Origin of the sequence: Streptomyces sp. TM32, assembly GCF_004122755.1 — a bacterium.
GTDB lineage: Bacteria > Actinomycetota > Actinomycetes > Streptomycetales > Streptomycetaceae > Streptomyces > Streptomyces sioyaensis.
The window spans coordinates 1-16,173 of sequence record NZ_SDIG01000074.1 but is presented as its reverse complement, the minus strand read 5'-3'; the positions used below and the strand labels follow the sequence as shown (position 1 = coordinate 16,173).

The 16,173-nt window shown below is 71.6% G+C and carries 18 protein-coding genes; 7 read left to right on the top strand and 11 right to left on the bottom strand.

Features of this window, described 5'->3' with window-relative positions:
• Positions 1-9 precede the first annotated feature (9 nt).
• From EST92_RS17760 to EST92_RS17745, 5 genes are all read right to left on the bottom strand, one after another.
• On the bottom strand, positions 10-930 hold the full coding sequence (locus EST92_RS17760; RefSeq protein WP_129248764.1) for a LysR family transcriptional regulator: 921 nt from the start codon (positions 928-930) through the stop codon (positions 10-12).
• Positions 931-1,183: 253 nt separating this feature from the next.
• On the bottom strand, positions 1,184-1,360 hold the full coding sequence (locus tag EST92_RS31355; protein WP_135789050.1) for a DUF4175 domain-containing protein: 177 nt from the start codon (positions 1,358-1,360) through the stop codon (positions 1,184-1,186).
• 75 nt (positions 1,361-1,435) lie between these two features.
• On the bottom strand, positions 1,436-1,627 hold the full coding sequence (locus EST92_RS17755) for a hypothetical protein (RefSeq protein ID WP_129281890.1): 192 nt from the start codon (positions 1,625-1,627) through the stop codon (positions 1,436-1,438).
• A gap of 180 nt (positions 1,628-1,807) precedes the next feature.
• Positions 1,808-4,222, bottom strand: a complete 2,415-nt coding sequence (locus tag EST92_RS17750; protein WP_129281889.1) for an HAD-IC family P-type ATPase — start codon at positions 4,220-4,222, stop codon at positions 1,808-1,810.
• A gap of 75 nt (positions 4,223-4,297) precedes the next feature.
• The gene (locus EST92_RS17745) at positions 4,298-4,564 is read right to left on the bottom strand and encodes a DUF2530 domain-containing protein (protein WP_129281888.1); all 267 of its coding nucleotides are present in this window, start codon (positions 4,562-4,564) and stop codon (positions 4,298-4,300) included.
• 270 nt (positions 4,565-4,834) lie between these two features.
• Here EST92_RS17745 and EST92_RS17740 point away from each other — a divergent pair, with 270 nt between their 5' ends.
• Positions 4,835-6,307 (top strand): NCS2 family permease, encoded by a 1,473-nt coding sequence (locus EST92_RS17740; protein WP_129281887.1) that lies wholly within the window; start codon positions 4,835-4,837, stop codon positions 6,305-6,307.
• A 4-nt stretch (positions 6,308-6,311) separates the two neighbouring features.
• Here the strand turns inward: EST92_RS17740 and EST92_RS17735 are convergent, their stop codons facing one another.
• A complete protein-coding gene (locus tag EST92_RS17735) occupies positions 6,312-6,491 on the bottom strand; it encodes a ribbon-helix-helix protein, CopG family (RefSeq protein ID WP_129281886.1) in 180 nt (59 codons plus the stop codon).
• 123 nt (positions 6,492-6,614) lie between these two features.
• Here EST92_RS17735 and EST92_RS17730 point away from each other — a divergent pair, with 123 nt between their 5' ends.
• Both EST92_RS17730 and EST92_RS17725 read left to right on the top strand, forming a co-directional pair.
• Positions 6,615-7,079, top strand: coding sequence for a MarR family transcriptional regulator (locus EST92_RS17730; protein WP_006603817.1), 465 nt, complete (start codon positions 6,615-6,617; stop codon positions 7,077-7,079).
• Between the two features lie 29 nt (positions 7,080-7,108).
• Positions 7,109-8,575, top strand: a complete 1,467-nt coding sequence (locus EST92_RS17725) for an MFS transporter (RefSeq protein ID WP_129281885.1) — start codon at positions 7,109-7,111, stop codon at positions 8,573-8,575.
• A gap of 55 nt (positions 8,576-8,630) precedes the next feature.
• On the opposite strand, the gene EST92_RS17720 is transcribed toward EST92_RS17725, so the two are convergent.
• Positions 8,631-9,077 carry a MarR family transcriptional regulator gene (locus EST92_RS17720; RefSeq protein WP_129281884.1) on the bottom strand — a complete coding sequence of 149 codons (447 nt, stop codon included), beginning with the start codon at positions 9,075-9,077 and terminating at the stop codon, positions 8,631-8,633.
• Positions 9,078-9,215: 138 nt separating this feature from the next.
• On the opposite strand from EST92_RS17720, the gene EST92_RS17715 reads away from it, so the two are divergent.
• Positions 9,216-9,608 carry a nuclear transport factor 2 family protein gene (locus tag EST92_RS17715; RefSeq protein ID WP_129281883.1) on the top strand — a complete coding sequence of 131 codons (393 nt, stop codon included), beginning with the start codon at positions 9,216-9,218 and terminating at the stop codon, positions 9,606-9,608.
• Between the two features lie 130 nt (positions 9,609-9,738).
• A complete protein-coding gene (gene thpR / locus EST92_RS17710; RefSeq protein ID WP_129281882.1) occupies positions 9,739-10,308 on the top strand; it encodes an RNA 2',3'-cyclic phosphodiesterase in 570 nt (189 codons plus the stop codon).
• Positions 10,309-10,610: 302 nt separating this feature from the next.
• On the opposite strand, the gene EST92_RS17705 is transcribed toward thpR, so the two are convergent.
• Complete coding sequence (locus EST92_RS17705; protein WP_129281881.1) at positions 10,611-11,609, bottom strand: aldo/keto reductase; 999 nt, start codon at positions 11,607-11,609, stop codon at positions 10,611-10,613.
• Between the two features lie 231 nt (positions 11,610-11,840).
• On the opposite strand from EST92_RS17705, the gene EST92_RS17700 reads away from it, so the two are divergent.
• Positions 11,841-12,428 (top strand): TetR/AcrR family transcriptional regulator, encoded by a 588-nt coding sequence (locus tag EST92_RS17700; protein ID WP_129281880.1) that lies wholly within the window; start codon positions 11,841-11,843, stop codon positions 12,426-12,428.
• 31 nt (positions 12,429-12,459) lie between these two features.
• Here EST92_RS17700 and EST92_RS17695 read toward each other — a convergent pair whose 3' ends face one another.
• Positions 12,460-13,164 (bottom strand): GDSL-type esterase/lipase family protein, encoded by a 705-nt coding sequence (locus EST92_RS17695; RefSeq protein WP_129281900.1) that lies wholly within the window; start codon positions 13,162-13,164, stop codon positions 12,460-12,462.
• Positions 13,165-13,295: 131 nt separating this feature from the next.
• On the opposite strand from EST92_RS17695, the gene EST92_RS17690 reads away from it, so the two are divergent.
• Positions 13,296-14,297, top strand: a complete 1,002-nt coding sequence (locus EST92_RS17690; RefSeq protein ID WP_129281879.1) for a hypothetical protein — start codon at positions 13,296-13,298, stop codon at positions 14,295-14,297.
• 36 nt (positions 14,298-14,333) lie between these two features.
• Here EST92_RS17690 and EST92_RS17685 read toward each other — a convergent pair whose 3' ends face one another.
• Positions 14,334-14,756, bottom strand: a complete 423-nt coding sequence (locus EST92_RS17685; protein WP_129281878.1) for a PPOX class F420-dependent oxidoreductase — start codon at positions 14,754-14,756, stop codon at positions 14,334-14,336.
• Between the two features lie 149 nt (positions 14,757-14,905).
• The gene (serC, locus tag EST92_RS17680) at positions 14,906-16,024 is read right to left on the bottom strand and encodes a phosphoserine transaminase (RefSeq protein ID WP_129281877.1); all 1,119 of its coding nucleotides are present in this window, start codon (positions 16,022-16,024) and stop codon (positions 14,906-14,908) included.
• Between the last annotated feature and the right edge of the window lie 149 nt (positions 16,025-16,173).

Here is a 16,173-nt window from a genome sequence, read left to right as displayed (position 1 = left end):
GCACCGGCCTTACCGGGCCGCGGGTGTGCGGCGCAGTACGGCGGCGGCCGCCTGCCGGATGGCGGCGACCGTGGGCAGCGCACGGTTCCTGGCGGCCCATGCCAGGGCGGCGGTGCCCGGCGGCAGATCCGGCACCGCCACGTAGCCGACGCCAGGCCGGGGGAAGAACTGCCGGGCGACGGCCGGCAGAAAGGCCATGGCCTCGCCCCGGGAGACGGCGAGCAGCAGCGCTTCCATGTCCGGCACCATCGGCCCGTACCGCACGACCGAGCCGTCCGGCCGCGGGTCGGCCGCCCAGAACCGCCACCACACCCGGGGGCACGGCGGCGGAATGTCCACCACGGTGCGTCCGGCCAGCTCCGCCAGCCGCACCTCGTCCCGCCCGGCCAGCGGGTCGTCGGCCGGCAGACACGCCACCCGCGGCTCACTGGCCAGGACCAGCGTCTCGATACCGGGCGGCACCGGCGGACGCAGGAACACCACATCGACCTCGCCCCGCTCCAACGCGTCGAAGTGGGTGGCGAGATCGAGGCCCCGGACGCTGGTCCGCAGCCGCGGATGGCGGGTGTGCAGCTCGTCGAGAATGGCCCGGGTGTACGGCATCGCGGCCTCGGCGCCGATGGACCCGATCACCAGCCGTCCGTCGACCTGACGGGCGTGGGCGCCGGCCGCCCGGCACAGACCGGCCATTGCCTCCACCACGGCACGCGCCTTCGGCAGCAGCGCCTCACCTGCCGCGGTGATCTCGACATGACGACGCGAGCGCTGCACCAACAACACGTCCAACCGCTCTTCGAGCGCCCGCAGTTGACGGCTGAGCGCGGGCTGCGTCAGGAACAGCCGCGCGGCGGCCCGGCCGAAGTGCAGCTCCTCCGCCAGCGCCAGGAACGATTCCAGCTGCTGAACGCTCGGCGCATGCCGGGAAACCATCCCCAACTCGCCCAAGTCGCCCGCGCTCCGCCCCTCTTCCGTCATGCACGGAGGTTATCAATCGGTCACACATCGTCATGAGCCTCCGGCTTCCCCCCACCCGCCCGAACACCGAAGATCAAGGGGCTACGGACCGGCAGCGGCAGCACCACCGACCGGCCCGACGGAGGAGAGCAGCGGAGCGACTGCACAGGGGAGAGCCGCTCCGCTCCTCCGCGTCCGCCGGCTTCCGCGCGGACCCGGCGGCACGGGGTCAGTTCGAGCGGAACCGCTTGACGAGGCTCCAGATGACGACGATCGCGGAGAGGGCGAGGAGGGGCCACACCCACCAGTCGGCGGCACCGTCACCGGTGCCGCCGCTGTAGTGGTGGTAGTGGTGATGCGAGCGGGCCAGCACCCTGTACGTCAGGTCCCCCGAGTGGAATGTCATGGGGCCGGAGTGTACTGGGGCGGCTGGGATCGGGGCGCCGGGCGGAGGGCGCGGGGCAGAGGGGCGCTTCCGCCGTCAGCGGGAGCCGAACTTCCGCTTGGCGAAGACCCAGATGAAGGCGATGACGGCGCCGACCACGATCATCCACCAGCCGCCGAAGGTGGTGCCTGAGGTGTGGTGGCCGGTCGAGTAGTGGCTGACATGGCTGGAGTGGTGGTGCGAGCGCGCCAGCAGTTCGTATGCGCGGTCCCCCGGATGGAATGTCATGCTCACGGACTCTAGGGGAGGCGGGCGGGCACCGGCATGCGGGGGTGACCACCGTGACCGGGCCGAGACGGCGGGCGGGGCCGCGGCGGCCGCCGGGCCGCACCGGCCGGGAATCCTGGCCCCGCGTGCAGGGAAGCCGACAGCCGACACCCCACCCCCGGACCGGAAGTCGTCGCCCCCTCAGGCGGGGAACCGTCGTCCCACCCACCGCCAGGTGATCTCCAGCAGGGCCGCCGCCACCAGCGCGATGGCGACGGCTGCCCAGGGCATCGTCGTGCCGACCAGGCGCAGCGCGAAGAAGTGTTGCAGCCAGGGGGTGACCAGGACGAGGACGAAGGCCAGGCCCATCGCCAGGACCAGGGCGATCCGCCACCAGGTGTACGGGCGGGCGATGATCGCCAGGACCCAGAGGGCAGCGAGGAAGAGGGTCAGGGTCGCGGTGCTGGTCTCGGCGGAGAGGGCGCCGGGGCCGGTGTAGTAGCTGCGGGCCAGGAGGTAGGTGGTGAAGGCGGCGAGGCCCGTGATCAGGCCGGAGGGGATCGCGTAGCGCATCACCCGCCGGACGAAGTGCGGGCGGGCGCGCTCCTTGTTGGGAGCCAGCGCCAGGAAGAACGCAGGGACGCCGATGGTCAGGGTGGAGAGCAGCGTCAGGTGCCGCGGCAGGTACGGGTAGGGGATCTGCCAGCAGGCCACCAGGATCGCCAGCAGGACCGAGTAGACGGTCTTGGTGAGGAAGAGGGTGGCGACCCGGGTGATGTTGCCGATCACCCGGCGGCCCTCGGCGACGACCGAAGGCAGCGTGGCGAAGCTGTTGTTGAGCAGGACGATCTGGGCGACCGCGCGGGTCGCCTCGGAGCCGGAGCCCATGGCGACGCCGATGTCGGCGTCCTTGAGGGCGAGGACGTCGTTGACGCCGTCACCGGTCATCGCGACGGTGTGGCCGCGCCACTGGAGGCCGGCGACCATGTCCCGCTTCTGCTGCGGGGTGACGCGGCCGAAGACCGCGGCCCGGTCGAGCGCGGGCGCCAACGCGGCTTTTTCGGAGGGCAGTTCGCGGGCGTCCACCGGGATATCGGCGCCCGGCAGCCCCAGGTGGGCGGCCACCGCGCCGACCGATACGGCGTTGTCGCCGGAGATGACCTTCGCCTGGACGCCCTGCTCCGCGAAGTAGCGCAGGGTGTCGGGGGCGTCGGGGCGCAGCCGCTGCTCCAGGACGACCAGCGCGACGGGCCGCACACCCCGGGCGACCTCGGGGTCGTCCAGCTCCCGTGCGGACCGGGCCAGCAGCAGTACCCGCAGGCCCTGCGCGTTGAGGTCGTCGACGTCGGTGAGGCGCTGGTCGCCGGGCGGCAGCAGCACATCGGGGGCGCCGAGCAGCCAACCGGTGCGCTCGCCGTCCGGGCCGCTGAGGAGCGCGCCACTGTATTTGCGGGCGGAGGAGAACGGCAGCGACCGGGTGCAGCGCCAGGTGCCGTCCGCCGGATAGGCGTCGATGACCGCCTGGAGGGAGGCGTTGGGGCGCGGATCGGCGGCGCCCAGCGCGCCCAGGACCCGGGCGGCACAGTCCTCGTCGCCGTCGAGGACCCGCAGCGCCTTGACGTCCATCCCGCCCTCGGTCAGCGTGCCGGTCTTGTCCAGGCAGACCACATCGACCCGGGCCAGCCCCTCGATCGCGGGCAGCTCCTGGACCAGGCACTTCTTACGGCCGAGCCGGATCACGCCGATGGCGAAGGCGACGGAGGTGAGCAGCACCAGGCCCTCGGGGATCATCGGCACGATGCCGGCGACCATGCGGCGGATGGCCGCGTCCCCGGGCAGCCCGAGGGTGAGCAGGTGGCTGAGGATGAGGCCGATCGCGGTCGGGATCATCATCCAGGTCACGTACTTGAGGATCTGGCTGATGCCGGTACGCAGTTCGGAGTGGACCAGGGTGAACCGGCTGGCCTCCTCGGCGAGCTGGGCCGCGTACGCCTGCCGGCCGACCTTGGTCGCGGTGAAGGCACCGGCGCCCGCCACCACGAAACTGCCCGACATCACCGGCTCCCCCGGCTTCTTGAGGACCGGGTCGGCCTCGCCGGTCAGCAGCGATTCGTCGATCTCCAGGCCGTCGGACTCCAGGGCCTCGCCGTCGACGATGACCTTGTCGCCCGGCCCGAGTTCGATGAGGTCGCCGAGGACGACCTCGGCGGTGGGGATCTGCCCGGCGGTGCCGTCGCGCCGCACGGTCGGTCGGGCCTCACTGATGACCGCCAGGTTGTCCAGCGTCCTCTTGGCGCGCAGCTCCTGGACGATGCCGATTCCGGTGTTGGCGACGATGACGAAGCCGAACAGGCCGTCCTGGAGCGGCCCGACGATCAGGATGATCACGAAGAGCACACCGATGATCGCGTTGAAGCGGGTGAAGACGTTGGCGCGGACGATCTCGACGGTCGAGCGGGAGGACCGTACGGGGACGTCGTTGACCTCGCCCCGGGCGACCCGCTCCGCGACCTCGGCGGCGGTCAGCCCGGGGTTGACCGGTTCCCGGACCGGCCGGCCGGCCGGCTCACCGCCGGGGCCGGGGTGCTCGGTGTCGGACCTCGCCCGCTCCGTCATGCCCTCGACGTTACGGGCGGAAGGTGCACTTCACCCGCTGGATGGGCGGGTGCGGGGTGGCGGGCGGTGCCGCGCTCAGGATTCGGCGTCGGCCGCCGCCGCGGCGGCCCGCTTGATCGCGGCGTCACGCCTGCGGACGTACCAGATGCCGACCAGTCCCAGGCCGCCGCCGGCCAGACAGCTCCACACCCACCAGGCGTGGCCGCGGTCGGCGTACCAGCCGTAGAAGGGGAGCTGGCCGAGGAAGAGCACGAACCAGATGATGGTGCCGCCGATGACCGTGCCGACGACGGGGCCCTCCAGAGGCGCCGGGGCCTCGCGCAGTTCGGACTTCTTCCACATGGTGCTCAGCTTACGGGGAGGGTGCGCGGGGGCCGCGGGCGGAGTGAGGGGAGGGTGCGGGGCGTACGAGAGCGGGCGCGAAGGCATGCCCCCCAAGGGTCTACGCGCGGAGATAGCGATCAACGATTTGTTTATTCATACTTAACCTTTCTGAAACTGACTCGATGGGATCGTCGATTCATCCAAGCTGATCCGTCAGAGCCATTGTCCGTACGTGTTCCGGGCCCTCGGGCCCCCGCCTGCCCAGGCCCGTCCTACTGAGGTCCCCGCATGCCCTCCTCGGCCACCACGCCGGTCGACACCCCCGAGAGCCCCGGCCCGAAGCCGCCCAAGAACGCCTTGGACCGCTTTTTCAAGATCTCCGAGCGGGGGTCGACGGTCGGCCGCGAACTGCGCGGCGGGCTGGCGACGTTCTTCGCGATGGCCTACATCATCGTGCTGAACCCGATCATTCTCGGCTCCGGTGTCGACAAGTTCGGCCACCACCTCGACAACGCCCAGCTGGTCACGGCCACCGCGCTGATGGCCGGTCTGAGCACGGTCCTGATGGGCGTCATCGGCAATGTCCCGATCGCCATCGCGGCGGGCCTGGGCATCAACGCCGTGGTCGCGCTGCAGCTCGCGCCCAAGATGAGCTGGCCGGACGCGATGGGCATGGTCGTGCTCGCCGGTCTGGTGCTGATGATCCTGGTCGCCTCGGGTCTGCGGCAGCGGGTGATGGATGCGATCCCCAACGGCCTGCGGCGCGCCATCGCCATCGGTATCGGCCTGTTCATCTCGCTGATCGGCCTGGTCGACGCGGGCTTCGTGACCCGCAACCCGGACGCCGCGCACACCACCGTCCCGATGGGTCTGGGCCAGGGCGGGCAGCTCCAGGGCTGGCCGGTGCTGGTCTTCGTGATCGGTCTGGTGCTGATGTTCGTACTGGTCGTCCGCAAGACCAGGGGCGCGATCCTGATCGGCATGGTCAGCATGGCCGTCCTCGCGATCGTCATCAACGCCGTCGCGACCATCCCGGACGCGGCCTGGGGCCTGGCGGTCCCGAACGTCCCGAGCAAGATCATCGACACCCCGGACTTCGGGCTGATCGGGCAGATCAGCCTGTTCGGCGGCTTCAAGGAAGTCGGTGTGCTGACCGGCTGCCTTTTCGTCTTCACCGTGCTGCTGTCCGGCTTCTTCGACGCGATGGGCACCATCATCGGCGTCGGCGAGGAGGCCGAGCTGCTGGACAACGAGACCGGTCAGCTGCCGAACATGGGCCGGATCCTCATGGTCGACGGGCTCGCGGTCGCCGGCGGCGGCTTCGGCTCCGCCTCCGCCAACACCTGCTTCGTGGAGTCCACCGCCGGTGTCGGCGAGGGCGCCCGCACCGGTCTGGCGAACCTGATGACCGGCGGTCTCTTCCTGCTCGCGCTGATCTTCACGCCGCTGGCCACCGTCGTCCCCTCGCAGGCCGCGACGCCCGCCCTGGTGGTCGTCGGCTTCCTCATCATGGCCTCGAACGTCAAGGCCATCGACTGGGGCGACTTCACCATCGGCATCCCGGCGTTCCTGACGATGATCTCGATGCCGTTCTCGTACAGCATCACCAACGGCATCGGCATGGGCGTCCTGGCCTTCATCCTGCTGCGCGCGGCGACCGGGCGGATCAAGGAGGTCCCCTGGCTGCTGAACGTCGTCGGGTTCTTCTTCCTGGTCTACTTCCTGCTCCACCCGATCGAGCAGGCCCTCGGGGTCAAGTAGCCGGCTACTGGAACCCCAGCTTCTCCGACTTGTCGAGCGAAGAGTGGAACCGCTCGTCGAAGTCCTCGCGGATGAGCGTCCGGACGACATAGCCCTGGACGCTCATTCCGCGTTTTGCGGCGTGCTGCCGTATGCGCTCCAGCAGCTCCCCGTCCACCCGCACGCTGAGCACTTGCGATCCCATGCGGACACGGTCCGTCCTCCTGCTGTCAGGCGCGTCACTTTCCCCCACGCCCTCACTCGTTCGGGTGATTCGCACGGGGACTCCGGGTTTCCTTAGCGAAGGTAATGAGTTACCCTAAGGAACATGCCGGAACTGTCCCGCCCCGAGCCTGACGGCCGCGAGGTGCCCCCAGACGACGCAGCCGCGGTGAACGCGCTGCGGTCCGCCGTGATGCGCCTGTCGCGCCGGCTCAAGCATCAGCGGGTCGACGAATCGCTGAGCCCCACCGAGATGTCGGTGCTCGGCACCCTGTTCCGCTGCGGCCACGCCACCCCCGGCGAGCTGGCCCGCAAGGAGCACGTGCAGCCCCCGTCGATGACCCGCATCGTGGCCATGTTGGAGGCCAAGGGGCTGGTCCGGCTCGAACCGCACCCCGACGACCGCCGCCAGAAGGTCGTCACCCAGACCGAACAGGCCGAGGCGATGCTCGAAGAGAGCCGCCGCAAGCGCAACGCCTGGCTCGCCGAGCTGGCCTCCGGGCTGGACGAGGACGAGTGGGCGAAGGTGCGCGCCGCCGCGCCGGTACTGGAGAAGCTCGCCCAGTTGTAGAACACCAAGCCCGAGGAGGCGAACCCACTTTGAGTACGGGATCCGGAGCACACTCCGCCCCCGCACCGCACTCCCACGACGACACGGATTCCGGCGACGCAGTTCCCGACGACACGGTTTCCGACGACGCGACCGCGACCGCCCCGGGCACTGCCCCGGCGCTCGCCGCAGGCCCCGCCGCCACACCGCGCAAGGGCACCTTCAGCTCGCTCCGCATCCGCAATTACCGCCTTTTCGCCACCGGCCAGATGGTGTCCAACACGGGCACCTGGATGCAGCGCATCGCCCAGGACTGGCTGGTGCTCAGCCTCACCGGCTCCTCCGCCGCGGTCGGTATCACCACCGCGCTGCAGTTCCTGCCGATGCTGCTCTTCGGCCTCTACGGCGGCGTCATCGCCGACCGCTTCGCCAAGCGCACGCTGCTGTTCCTGACCCAGTCCGCCATGGGCCTGACCGGCCTGGTGCTCGCCGTGCTCACGCTCAGCGGAGAGGTGCAGGTCTGGCACGTCTACCTGGTCGCCTTCGCCCTCGGTCTGGTCACCGTCGTCGACAATCCCTGCCGGCAGGCGTTCGTCTCCGAGATGGTCGGCCGGGACGAGCTGAGCAACGCCGTCAGCCTCAACTCCGCCAACTTCCAGTCCGCTCGGCTGATCGGGCCCGCCGTCGCCGGTGTGCTGATCACCGCGTTCGGCAGCGGCTGGGCCTTCCTGTTCAACGGCCTGTCGTTCCTCGCCCCGATCGCCGGACTGCTGATGATGCGGACGTCCGAGCTCCACGAGGTCGAGAGGGCCCCGCGCGGCAAGGGGCAGCTGCGGGAGGGGCTGCGGTATGTCTCCGGGCGCCCCGACCTGATCTGGCCCATCGTGCTGGTCGGCTTCATCGGGACCTTCGGCTTCAACTTCCCGATCTGGCTGACCGCGTTCGCCCATCACGTCTACCACCAGGGCGCCGGCACGTACTCCCTGTTCAACGGCCTGATGGCGGCCGGTTCGCTGATCGGCGCGCTGCTCGCGGCCCGCCGGGCCGGCTCCCGGCTGCGGCTGTTGGTCGGTGCCGCGCTGCTCTTCGGCGCCCTGGAGATCGCCGCCGCGCTCGCCCCGTCGTTCTGGGTCTTCGCGGCGCTCCTCGCCCCGATCGGCATGGTCGGCCTGACGATCAATGTCACCGCCAATTCGAGCATCCAGATGGCCACCGATCCGCTGATGCGGGGCCGGGTGATGAGCCTGTTCATGATGGTCTTCGTCGGCGGCACCCCGCTCGGCGCCCCGATCGTCGGCTGGGTCACCGACACCTTCGGCCCCCGGACCGGCTTCGTGGCGGGCGGTGCGATCTCCATGGGCGCCGCGGTCGTCATCGGGCTGATCCTCGCGCGGGTGGGCGACCTTCGCCTCAAGATCGACCTGCGCAGGGGCCGACAGCACGTCACCTTCGTCCCCCGGACCTGCGAGAGCACCTCGTCCGCGGAGGAGGGAAAGGAACTGGCGCCGGTCGCCTAGGGCTTGACCCATCGGACCGGCCCTCGCAGGCCCACGGAGATCGGAGAGGCACCCCCTAGGCGAACGGCCCCTCGGTGACGAAGCGCTGGAGGTGGCGCGCGAAGGTTTTGGCTTCGTCGGCGGGCCAGGAGGCGAGGCCGGCCTCGATGTGGGCGGACAGGCGTTGCCGCAGGATGTCCACCGTGCGCTCGCCCTCGCTCGTGAGGGCGAGCAGCGTCGCGCGCCGGTCCGCGGGGTCCGGTTCACGCCGTACGAGCCCGGCCTCCTCCAGCCTGGAGGCGCGGCGGGTGACGCCGGAGCGGTCGAGTCCCACGTCGGGGGCCAGGTGGGCGGCGCTGCGCGGCCCGGTCCTGGCCAGCCCGCTCAGGATCGGGTAGGTCAGCTCGTCCAGGGCTTCCCCCATGCCGTCGGTCAGCGTGCGGTACAGCTCCGTGCGGGTGCTGCGCCGGAGCAGCACACCCAGGGCCGCGGCGATCTCGTCTCCTACCTCGGTCTTCTTCATCACCCCAGAATAGCGTGCGCGGCGCACGCATGTGCGGTACGGTGAAGGCGAAGCGTGCGCAACGCACGCATTCTCAGGTCTCGCCACGCATTCCCAGGGGCTCGCCACGCAGTCCCGGGGTCTCGAAAGGATCGCGCCATGAACCGCACCGGTATCGCCGCCGCACTCACCGACCTGCTCCTCACTCCCGGACTCGCCCTCGACGAAGCCGCCGACCGGCACTTCGCCCCCGACTACCGCCAGCGCACGGACGGCCAGTGGGCCGACCGCGAGGAGTTCCTCCAGCACATCGCGCACCTCCGCACGGTCGTGGCCGACGGCACCGTCGAGGTCCACGACGAGCTGTCCGACGGCCTCCGCTACGCCGACCGGCACACGGTCCACGTCACGAAGAAGGACGGCTCCGCCGTGCGCACGGAGGTCTACGTGTTCGCCGAATTCGCCACCGACGGCCGCTTCCGCCGCATCGAGGAGGTCACCCTCATGCTCGAAGGAGCCGACGCGGACCGGAACCTGGGCAGCGCCCGCTGAGGCGGGATGACGAGCCCGCAGGAGGGCGCGGACGGCCGTGCTGCCCACCACGGCCGTCCGTGGCGCCGGGCCGTCGTCCGGCGGCGCCGGCCTCCGCCGGACGACGGGTGTGCTGCGCCACACTGGCCGCATGAGACTCTTCGCCGCCGTCCTGCCCTCCGCTCGCGCGCTGGAAGAACTGGCAGCCGAGGTCGCGCAGTTGAAGGCGCTCCCGGCCGCCGACCGGCTGCGGTGGACCGGCCGCGACGGCTGGCACTTCACCCTGGCCTTCTACGGCGAGGTGCCCGAGGAGCTGATCCCCGGGCTCCGGGAGCGCCTGGCCCGCGCCGCGCATCGTCGTGACCCCTACGAGCTGCGCATCGCCGGCGGCGGCCGCTTCTCGGACCGGGTGGTGTGGGCCGGGGCCGACGGCGACCGCCCCGCCATGCGCCGGCTCGCCGACTCGGCGTCGGCGGCGGGCCGCCGGGCCGGCCTCCCCATGGACGACGAGCACCGCCCGTACACGCCCCACCTCACACTGGCCCGGAACCGGGTCCCCCACCTGGACCTGCGGCCGTACGCGCACGCGCTCAAGGAGTTCGCCGGCACCTCCTGGACCGTCGACACCCTCTCGCTGATGCACAGCCGGCTGCCCGCGCCCGGCGAGGCGGGCCGCCAGCCCCGGTACGAGGAGGTGGGGTCCTGGCCGCTCGGCCACTGAGCCGCCGGGCCCGGCCGGCTGCTCGTCCACGGCACGGCCGGCCCACAGCAGTGCTCGTCCACGGCCGGGACCCGGCCGGCTGCTCGTCCCGGCCGCGACCGGCCCGGGCCGCTGCATCGCTCGGACCTGCCCCGGTTACGCTCAGGGGGTGGATCCCAAGACCCGTAACCGGATCATGTCCGGACTTCTCGCCGTGCTGCTCATCGTCGTGATCGTGGCGGCGGCGCTGCGCTGAGCACCGCCGCCGCCGCCGACGGGCACCCGGCGTCCGGCCGGAGCCGGCTCCGGGCGCCCACCCCGCCTCACCAGGCGAAGGCCTCCGGGCTCGGCCCGGGGCCGGGGAAGATCTCGTCGAGCGAGGCGAGGAGCTCGTCCGTGAGGGTCAGCTCGACGGCGCGCAGCGCGGAGGCGAGCTGGTCCGCGGTGCGCGGGCCGACGATCGGGCCGGTGACGCCCGGACGGGTGAGCAGCCAGGCCAGCGCGACCTCACCGGGCTCCAGACCGTGCTTGTCGAGCAGGTCCTCATAGGACTGGACCCGGGCGCGGATCGCGGAGTCGGCGAGGGAGTCGGCCGAGCGTCCGACGGCCGAGCGGCCCCCGCCGCCCTCGCGCTCCTTGCGCAGCGCGCCGCCCAGCAGGCCGCCGTACAGCGGCGACCAGGGGATGACGCCCAGGCCGTAGCCCTCGGCGGCCGGGATGACCTCCATCTCGGCCCGCCGCTCGGCGAGGTTGTACAGGCACTGCTCGCTGACCAGGCCGTACGAACCGCGGCGGGCGGCGTTCTCGTTGGCGCGGGCGATATGCCAGCCGGCGTGGTTGGAGGAACCGACGTAGAGGATCTTGCCCTGCTGGACGAGGACGTCCATGGCCTGCCAGATCTCGTCCCAGGGCGTGTCCCGGTCGACGTGGTGGAACTGGTAGAGGTCGATGTAGTCGGTGCCCAGCCGCTTGAGGCTGGCGTCCACCGAGCGCCGGATGTTGAGCGCGGAGAGCTTGTCGTGGTTGGGCCAGACCTTGTCGCCCTCCGGCGCCATGTTGGCGTAGCCCTTGGTGGCCAGCACGGTCTTGTCGCGCCGGCCGCCGCCCTTGGCGAACCAGGAACCGACGATCTCCTCGGTGCGGCCCTTGTCGGCGCCGAAACCGTAGACATTGGCGGTGTCGAAGAAGTTGATGCCCGCGGTCTGCGCCGCGTCCATGATCGTGTGGCTGTCGGCCTCGTCCGTTTGGGGTCCGAAGTTCATCGTGCCGAGGACGAGTCGGCTGACCTTGAGTCCGGTGCGTCCGAGCTGCGTGTACTTCATGGTTGTTCAGCCAACGCCTTGAAGTGCGCTCGAAGCAAGGACCGTTCGGGGGTGGCGGTCGGCGTGCGTCCGGCGGCCGTGGCGAGACCGCGGCGGGGTCCCGCACCCGGGGCGCGGCGGCGGGCCCGGCCGCCCGGCGTTCGGCGGCGGTCCGCCCCCGCCGAACGGCCCCGGAGGGCGGGGAGCCACAGTTAGGGGCCAAAGATCCCCGCAGCACAAGGAGTCCGACCGATGGCCAGGCCCCGCGACCCGCACCGCCGTACCGAGATCCTGGATGCGGTCATCGGTCACCTCGCCGAGACCGGGATCGCCCAACTCTCCCTGCGCCCGCTGGCCCAGGCACTCGGGCACAGCACACGGGTGCTCACCCACCACTTCACGGACAAGGACGCGCTGCTGACGGCCGTACTCCAGCGACTGGACGAGATACAGCACCGGCAGCTGCGGGCCACCGAGGGCTGGGAGGACATCACCCGCGGCGTCGGGGCGATCGTGCGGGACTCCTGGCGGCGCCAACTGGAGCCGGAGAACATCGGCGCGACCCGGCTCCTCCACGAGATCGAGGGCCTGGCGGCGGCCGGCCGGCTCGCCGGGCGGGTCCCCGCATTCCTCGCGGACCGCGCCGAGTTCGTGGCCGGCGCCCTCCAGGCCCGCGGCCTCACCCCCGCCGCGGCGCGCGTCCGTGCCACCTTCCTGAACAGCGCGTACGCGGGCCTGCGGACCGACTTCCTGGTCACCGGCGACCGCGAGCGCGCCGAGGCGGCACTGGCGGAACTGTGCGCGCTGGCCGACTCGTGGACGGCGGCGGTGCCCTCCTGAGCGACACCGGCCCGCCCGCGGGCCGCGCACCTCACCGTGCCGGCACGGCCGCGCCGGCCATCGCGTCGGCGCGGTACGGCCCGCCGACGCCCCACGCCTGATGCATCGCCTGGGCGAACGCCCCCGCCAGCAAGTGCTCGCCGCGCTCCGAGGGATGGGTTCCGTCGTAGGTGGCGCGCTCGATGTCCCATCCGTCCGGTTCGGAGGCCAGCAGCAACGGCGAGCCGGGCAGGGAGAGCTCGGCGACGGCTTTGGCCAGCAGCTCGTTGAAGCGCGCGCACTGCGCACCGAACGCGGCGTCCGTCGTGGCCCGCACATTGGGTATCACCGGCATCAGCACCGCCCGGACGTGCGGCGCGGCCTGTCGGGCGCCGGCCACGAAGCGCCGGACGTTCTCCGCGGTCTGCTCGGCGTTCGTGTAGAAGCCGAGGTCTATCAGGCCGAGCGAGACCAGCAGGGTGTCGGCCTCGTACCGGCGCACCGCCTCGCCGATCAGCGGGGCCATGTGCAGCCAGCCCTCACCCCAGCCGGCGAGATGGCGCCGGGCCTCCTCGGGGAAGCCCGGGTCGGCGTAGGCGGACGAGGAGGCGTCGCCGGTGGCGGGGTCATGGAGCGCGCGGCGCGGGCCGACGATGCGGTACGGGTCGCCGGACGTCGCGTTCAGGTGCTGCCACATCCGGTGGCGCCAGGTGAAATCGCCGGTGCTCCCTATCGTCATCGAGTCACCGACGAACATGATCCTCATCCGGTCATGATGGCCGAGAACCCCTACTCCCGGGTACGTGACGCTGGCCACGCCCCGCCCGTCCGGCCCCGCGACGGCCGTACTCGGCTCCCCTGCCGCGTCCGGGATGGCAGTCTGTGCCCATGCGTTCGCTTCTGTGCGCGGCCGGTGCCGCGGGAATCCTGTGGTCGGCGTCCATGGTGCCCGCCGCCGCCGACGAGCCCGACGGCTTCACCATCGGCGACCCCCGGATCACCGAGTCCAGCGGCCTGGCCGCCAGCCGTGCGCACCCCGGGATCTACTGGACCCACAACGACAGCGACGACGGCCCGTACCTCTACGCCGTCGACGGGCGATCGGGCCGCACGGTCGCCAGGATCACGCTGCGCGGTATCGGCTCGCCCCGCGACGTCGAGGCGATCTCGATCGGCCCGGACGGCAACCTCTACGTCGGCGACATCGGCGACAACCTCGGCGGCTCGTGGGACCACGTATGGATCTACCGCCTCCCCGAGCCGAAGACGTTGCGCGATGCCACCGTCACCGCCACCCAGTTCTCCGTGAAGTACGCGGACGGCCCGCGGGACGCCGAGGCGCTGATGGTGCACCCCAAGACGGGCCGGGTCTACATCGCCAGCAAGAAGCAGGACGGCGGCGGCGCGCTCTACGAGGGCCCGCGGCGGCTGACCGCCGGCGCCACCAACACCTTCCGCAAGGTCGCCCCGATCGATCTGTGGGTGACCGACGGCGCGTTCTCCCCGGACGGCAGCCGGCTGGCGCTGCGCAGTTACTTCGGCGCCCGGATCTACCGCTGGCAGGACGGCCGCCCCAAGGACCTCGGCAGCGTGGGCGTACCGGTCCAGCAGCAGGGCGAGTCGGTCACCTTCACCCCCGACGGCCGCACCCTGATGTACGGCTCCGAGGGCGCGGACAGCGAGGTCAAGCCGGTCGGTCTGAGCGACGGCCAGCTGCCGGACTCGGCGAAGGACGACCCCGCGAACGGGGGCGGGGACGGCAGCAACGGCCGGGACGGGAAGGGGAGTTCGGGAAAGGATCTGGACCCGTCCTTCATCAAGGGCGCCATGGTCCTCGCCCTGGCGACGGCCCTGGTCGTCGGGGTCCGCAGGCTGCTGCGCCGCCGGTAGCGGCGAGAGCCGGGTCCGGACCGGAGGGCGACCCGCCTACCCCTCCCCCGTTCCCTTCGCCCCCTCGGCCAGCCGCAGCTCGTAATGGAGCGTCGGCTCCTTCTTCAGCCGGTGGGCAAGGGGCACCAGCAGCCCGTGGATCAGCGGGTACTTCCGGGTCAGCGAGCGCTCCGCGCGCCGGTACTCCCGGGTCTGCGGGTCCAGCAGCCGCACCCGCGCCCGGACGGCGGGACCGGTGGGCCGCCCCCGCCAGGTGGACGCGCAGATCTCCACGTCCGGGAAGTTCCGCATCCGCTTGACCTTCCACGCGCTGCCGTACGTCCGCAGATAGGCGTGATCGCCGTCGACGGCGATATTGACCGGTGTGCCGACGCCGGTGCCGTCCCGCTTGTACGTGGTCAGCAAGATCGTGCCTTGCCGTGCGAAGGACGCGAGGCCGGGCACCGGGGGATTCGTCATGGCACCCATACAGGCATATCCGGCCCGTTCGGTCACAATGCGGCGCGTCCGTTCGGGGGAGTCCGGCGGTGCGGCCCGCCCGACGGCACAGGCCCCGGCGGGAAGCCCGCCGGGGCCTGTGGTGCGGGTCCGGCCGGGCCGGACCGCCGCTACAGCTTGCCGATCACGTAGTCGACGCAGGCCGTCAGGGCCTCGACGTCCGCGGGGTCGATCGCCGGGAACATCGCGATCCGCAGCTGGTTGCGGCCGAGCTTGCGGTAGGGCTCGGTGTCGACGATGCCGTTGGCGCGCAGGGCCTTGGCGACGGCGGCGGCGTCGATGCCCTCGTCGAAGTCGATGGTGCCGATGACCTGCGAGCGCTTGGCCGGGTCGACGACGAACGGGGTGGCGTACTTGGAGTCCTCGGCCCAGCCGTAGAGGGTGCGCGAGGAGGTGGCGGTGCGGCGCACCGCCCAGTCCAGACCGCCCTGGCCGTTGATCCACTCCAGCTGCTCGTTGAGCAGGAAGAGGGTGGACAGCGCCGGGGTGTTGTACGTCTGGTTCTTCAGGGAGTTGTCGATCGCCGTGGGCAGCGAGAAGAACTCCGGGATGTGGCGGCCGGACGCGTGGACGGCGCGGGCGCGCTCCAGGGCGGCGGGTGAGAAGGCCGCCAGCCACAGGCCGCCGTCGGAGGCGAAGGACTTCTGCGGGGCGAAGTAGTAGACATCGGTCTCGGCGATGTCCACGGGCAGACCGCCGGCGCCGGAGGTGGCGTCGACCAGGACCAGGGAGCCGGCGTCGGCGCCCGGGACGCGCTTGATCGGCGCGGCGACACCGGTCGAGGTCTCGTTGTGGGTGAAGCCGTAGACGTCCACGCCCGCCTCCGCCTCCGGGTCCGGGTGGCTGCCCGGGTCGGCGGAGATGACGGTGGGCTCGTCCAGCCACGGGGCCAGCTTGGCGGCCTTGGCGAACTTCGAGGAGAACTCGCCGAAGGAGAGGTGCTGGGACTTGCGCTCGATCAGACCGTGCGTCGCGATGTCCCAGAACGCGGTGGAACCGCCGTTGCCGAGGACGACCTCGTAACCCTCGGGGAGCTGGAAGAGCTCGCGTACGCCGTCGCGCACCTTGCCGACCAGGTTCTTGACCGGGGCCTGGCGGTGGGAGGTCCCGAGAAGGGAGCTACCGGTGGCGGCCAGGGCGCCGAGCGCCTCCGTACGCACCTTGGAGGGGCCCGCGCCGAAGCGTCCGTCGGCGGGCTTGATGTCAGCGGGGATCTGGATATCAGCCACGGGGGAAGCCTAATCCGTCGCACTGCGGGGTTCGGCGGCGCGTCCAGCGGGTGAGATGCCGGCCGCCCGTACGGTGGACGGGCCCGTCGGCGCCGCACGGGGCGGGCGCCGGCGGCGTGGCTCCCCCTCCCCCGCCCTCCGCGCCGCCC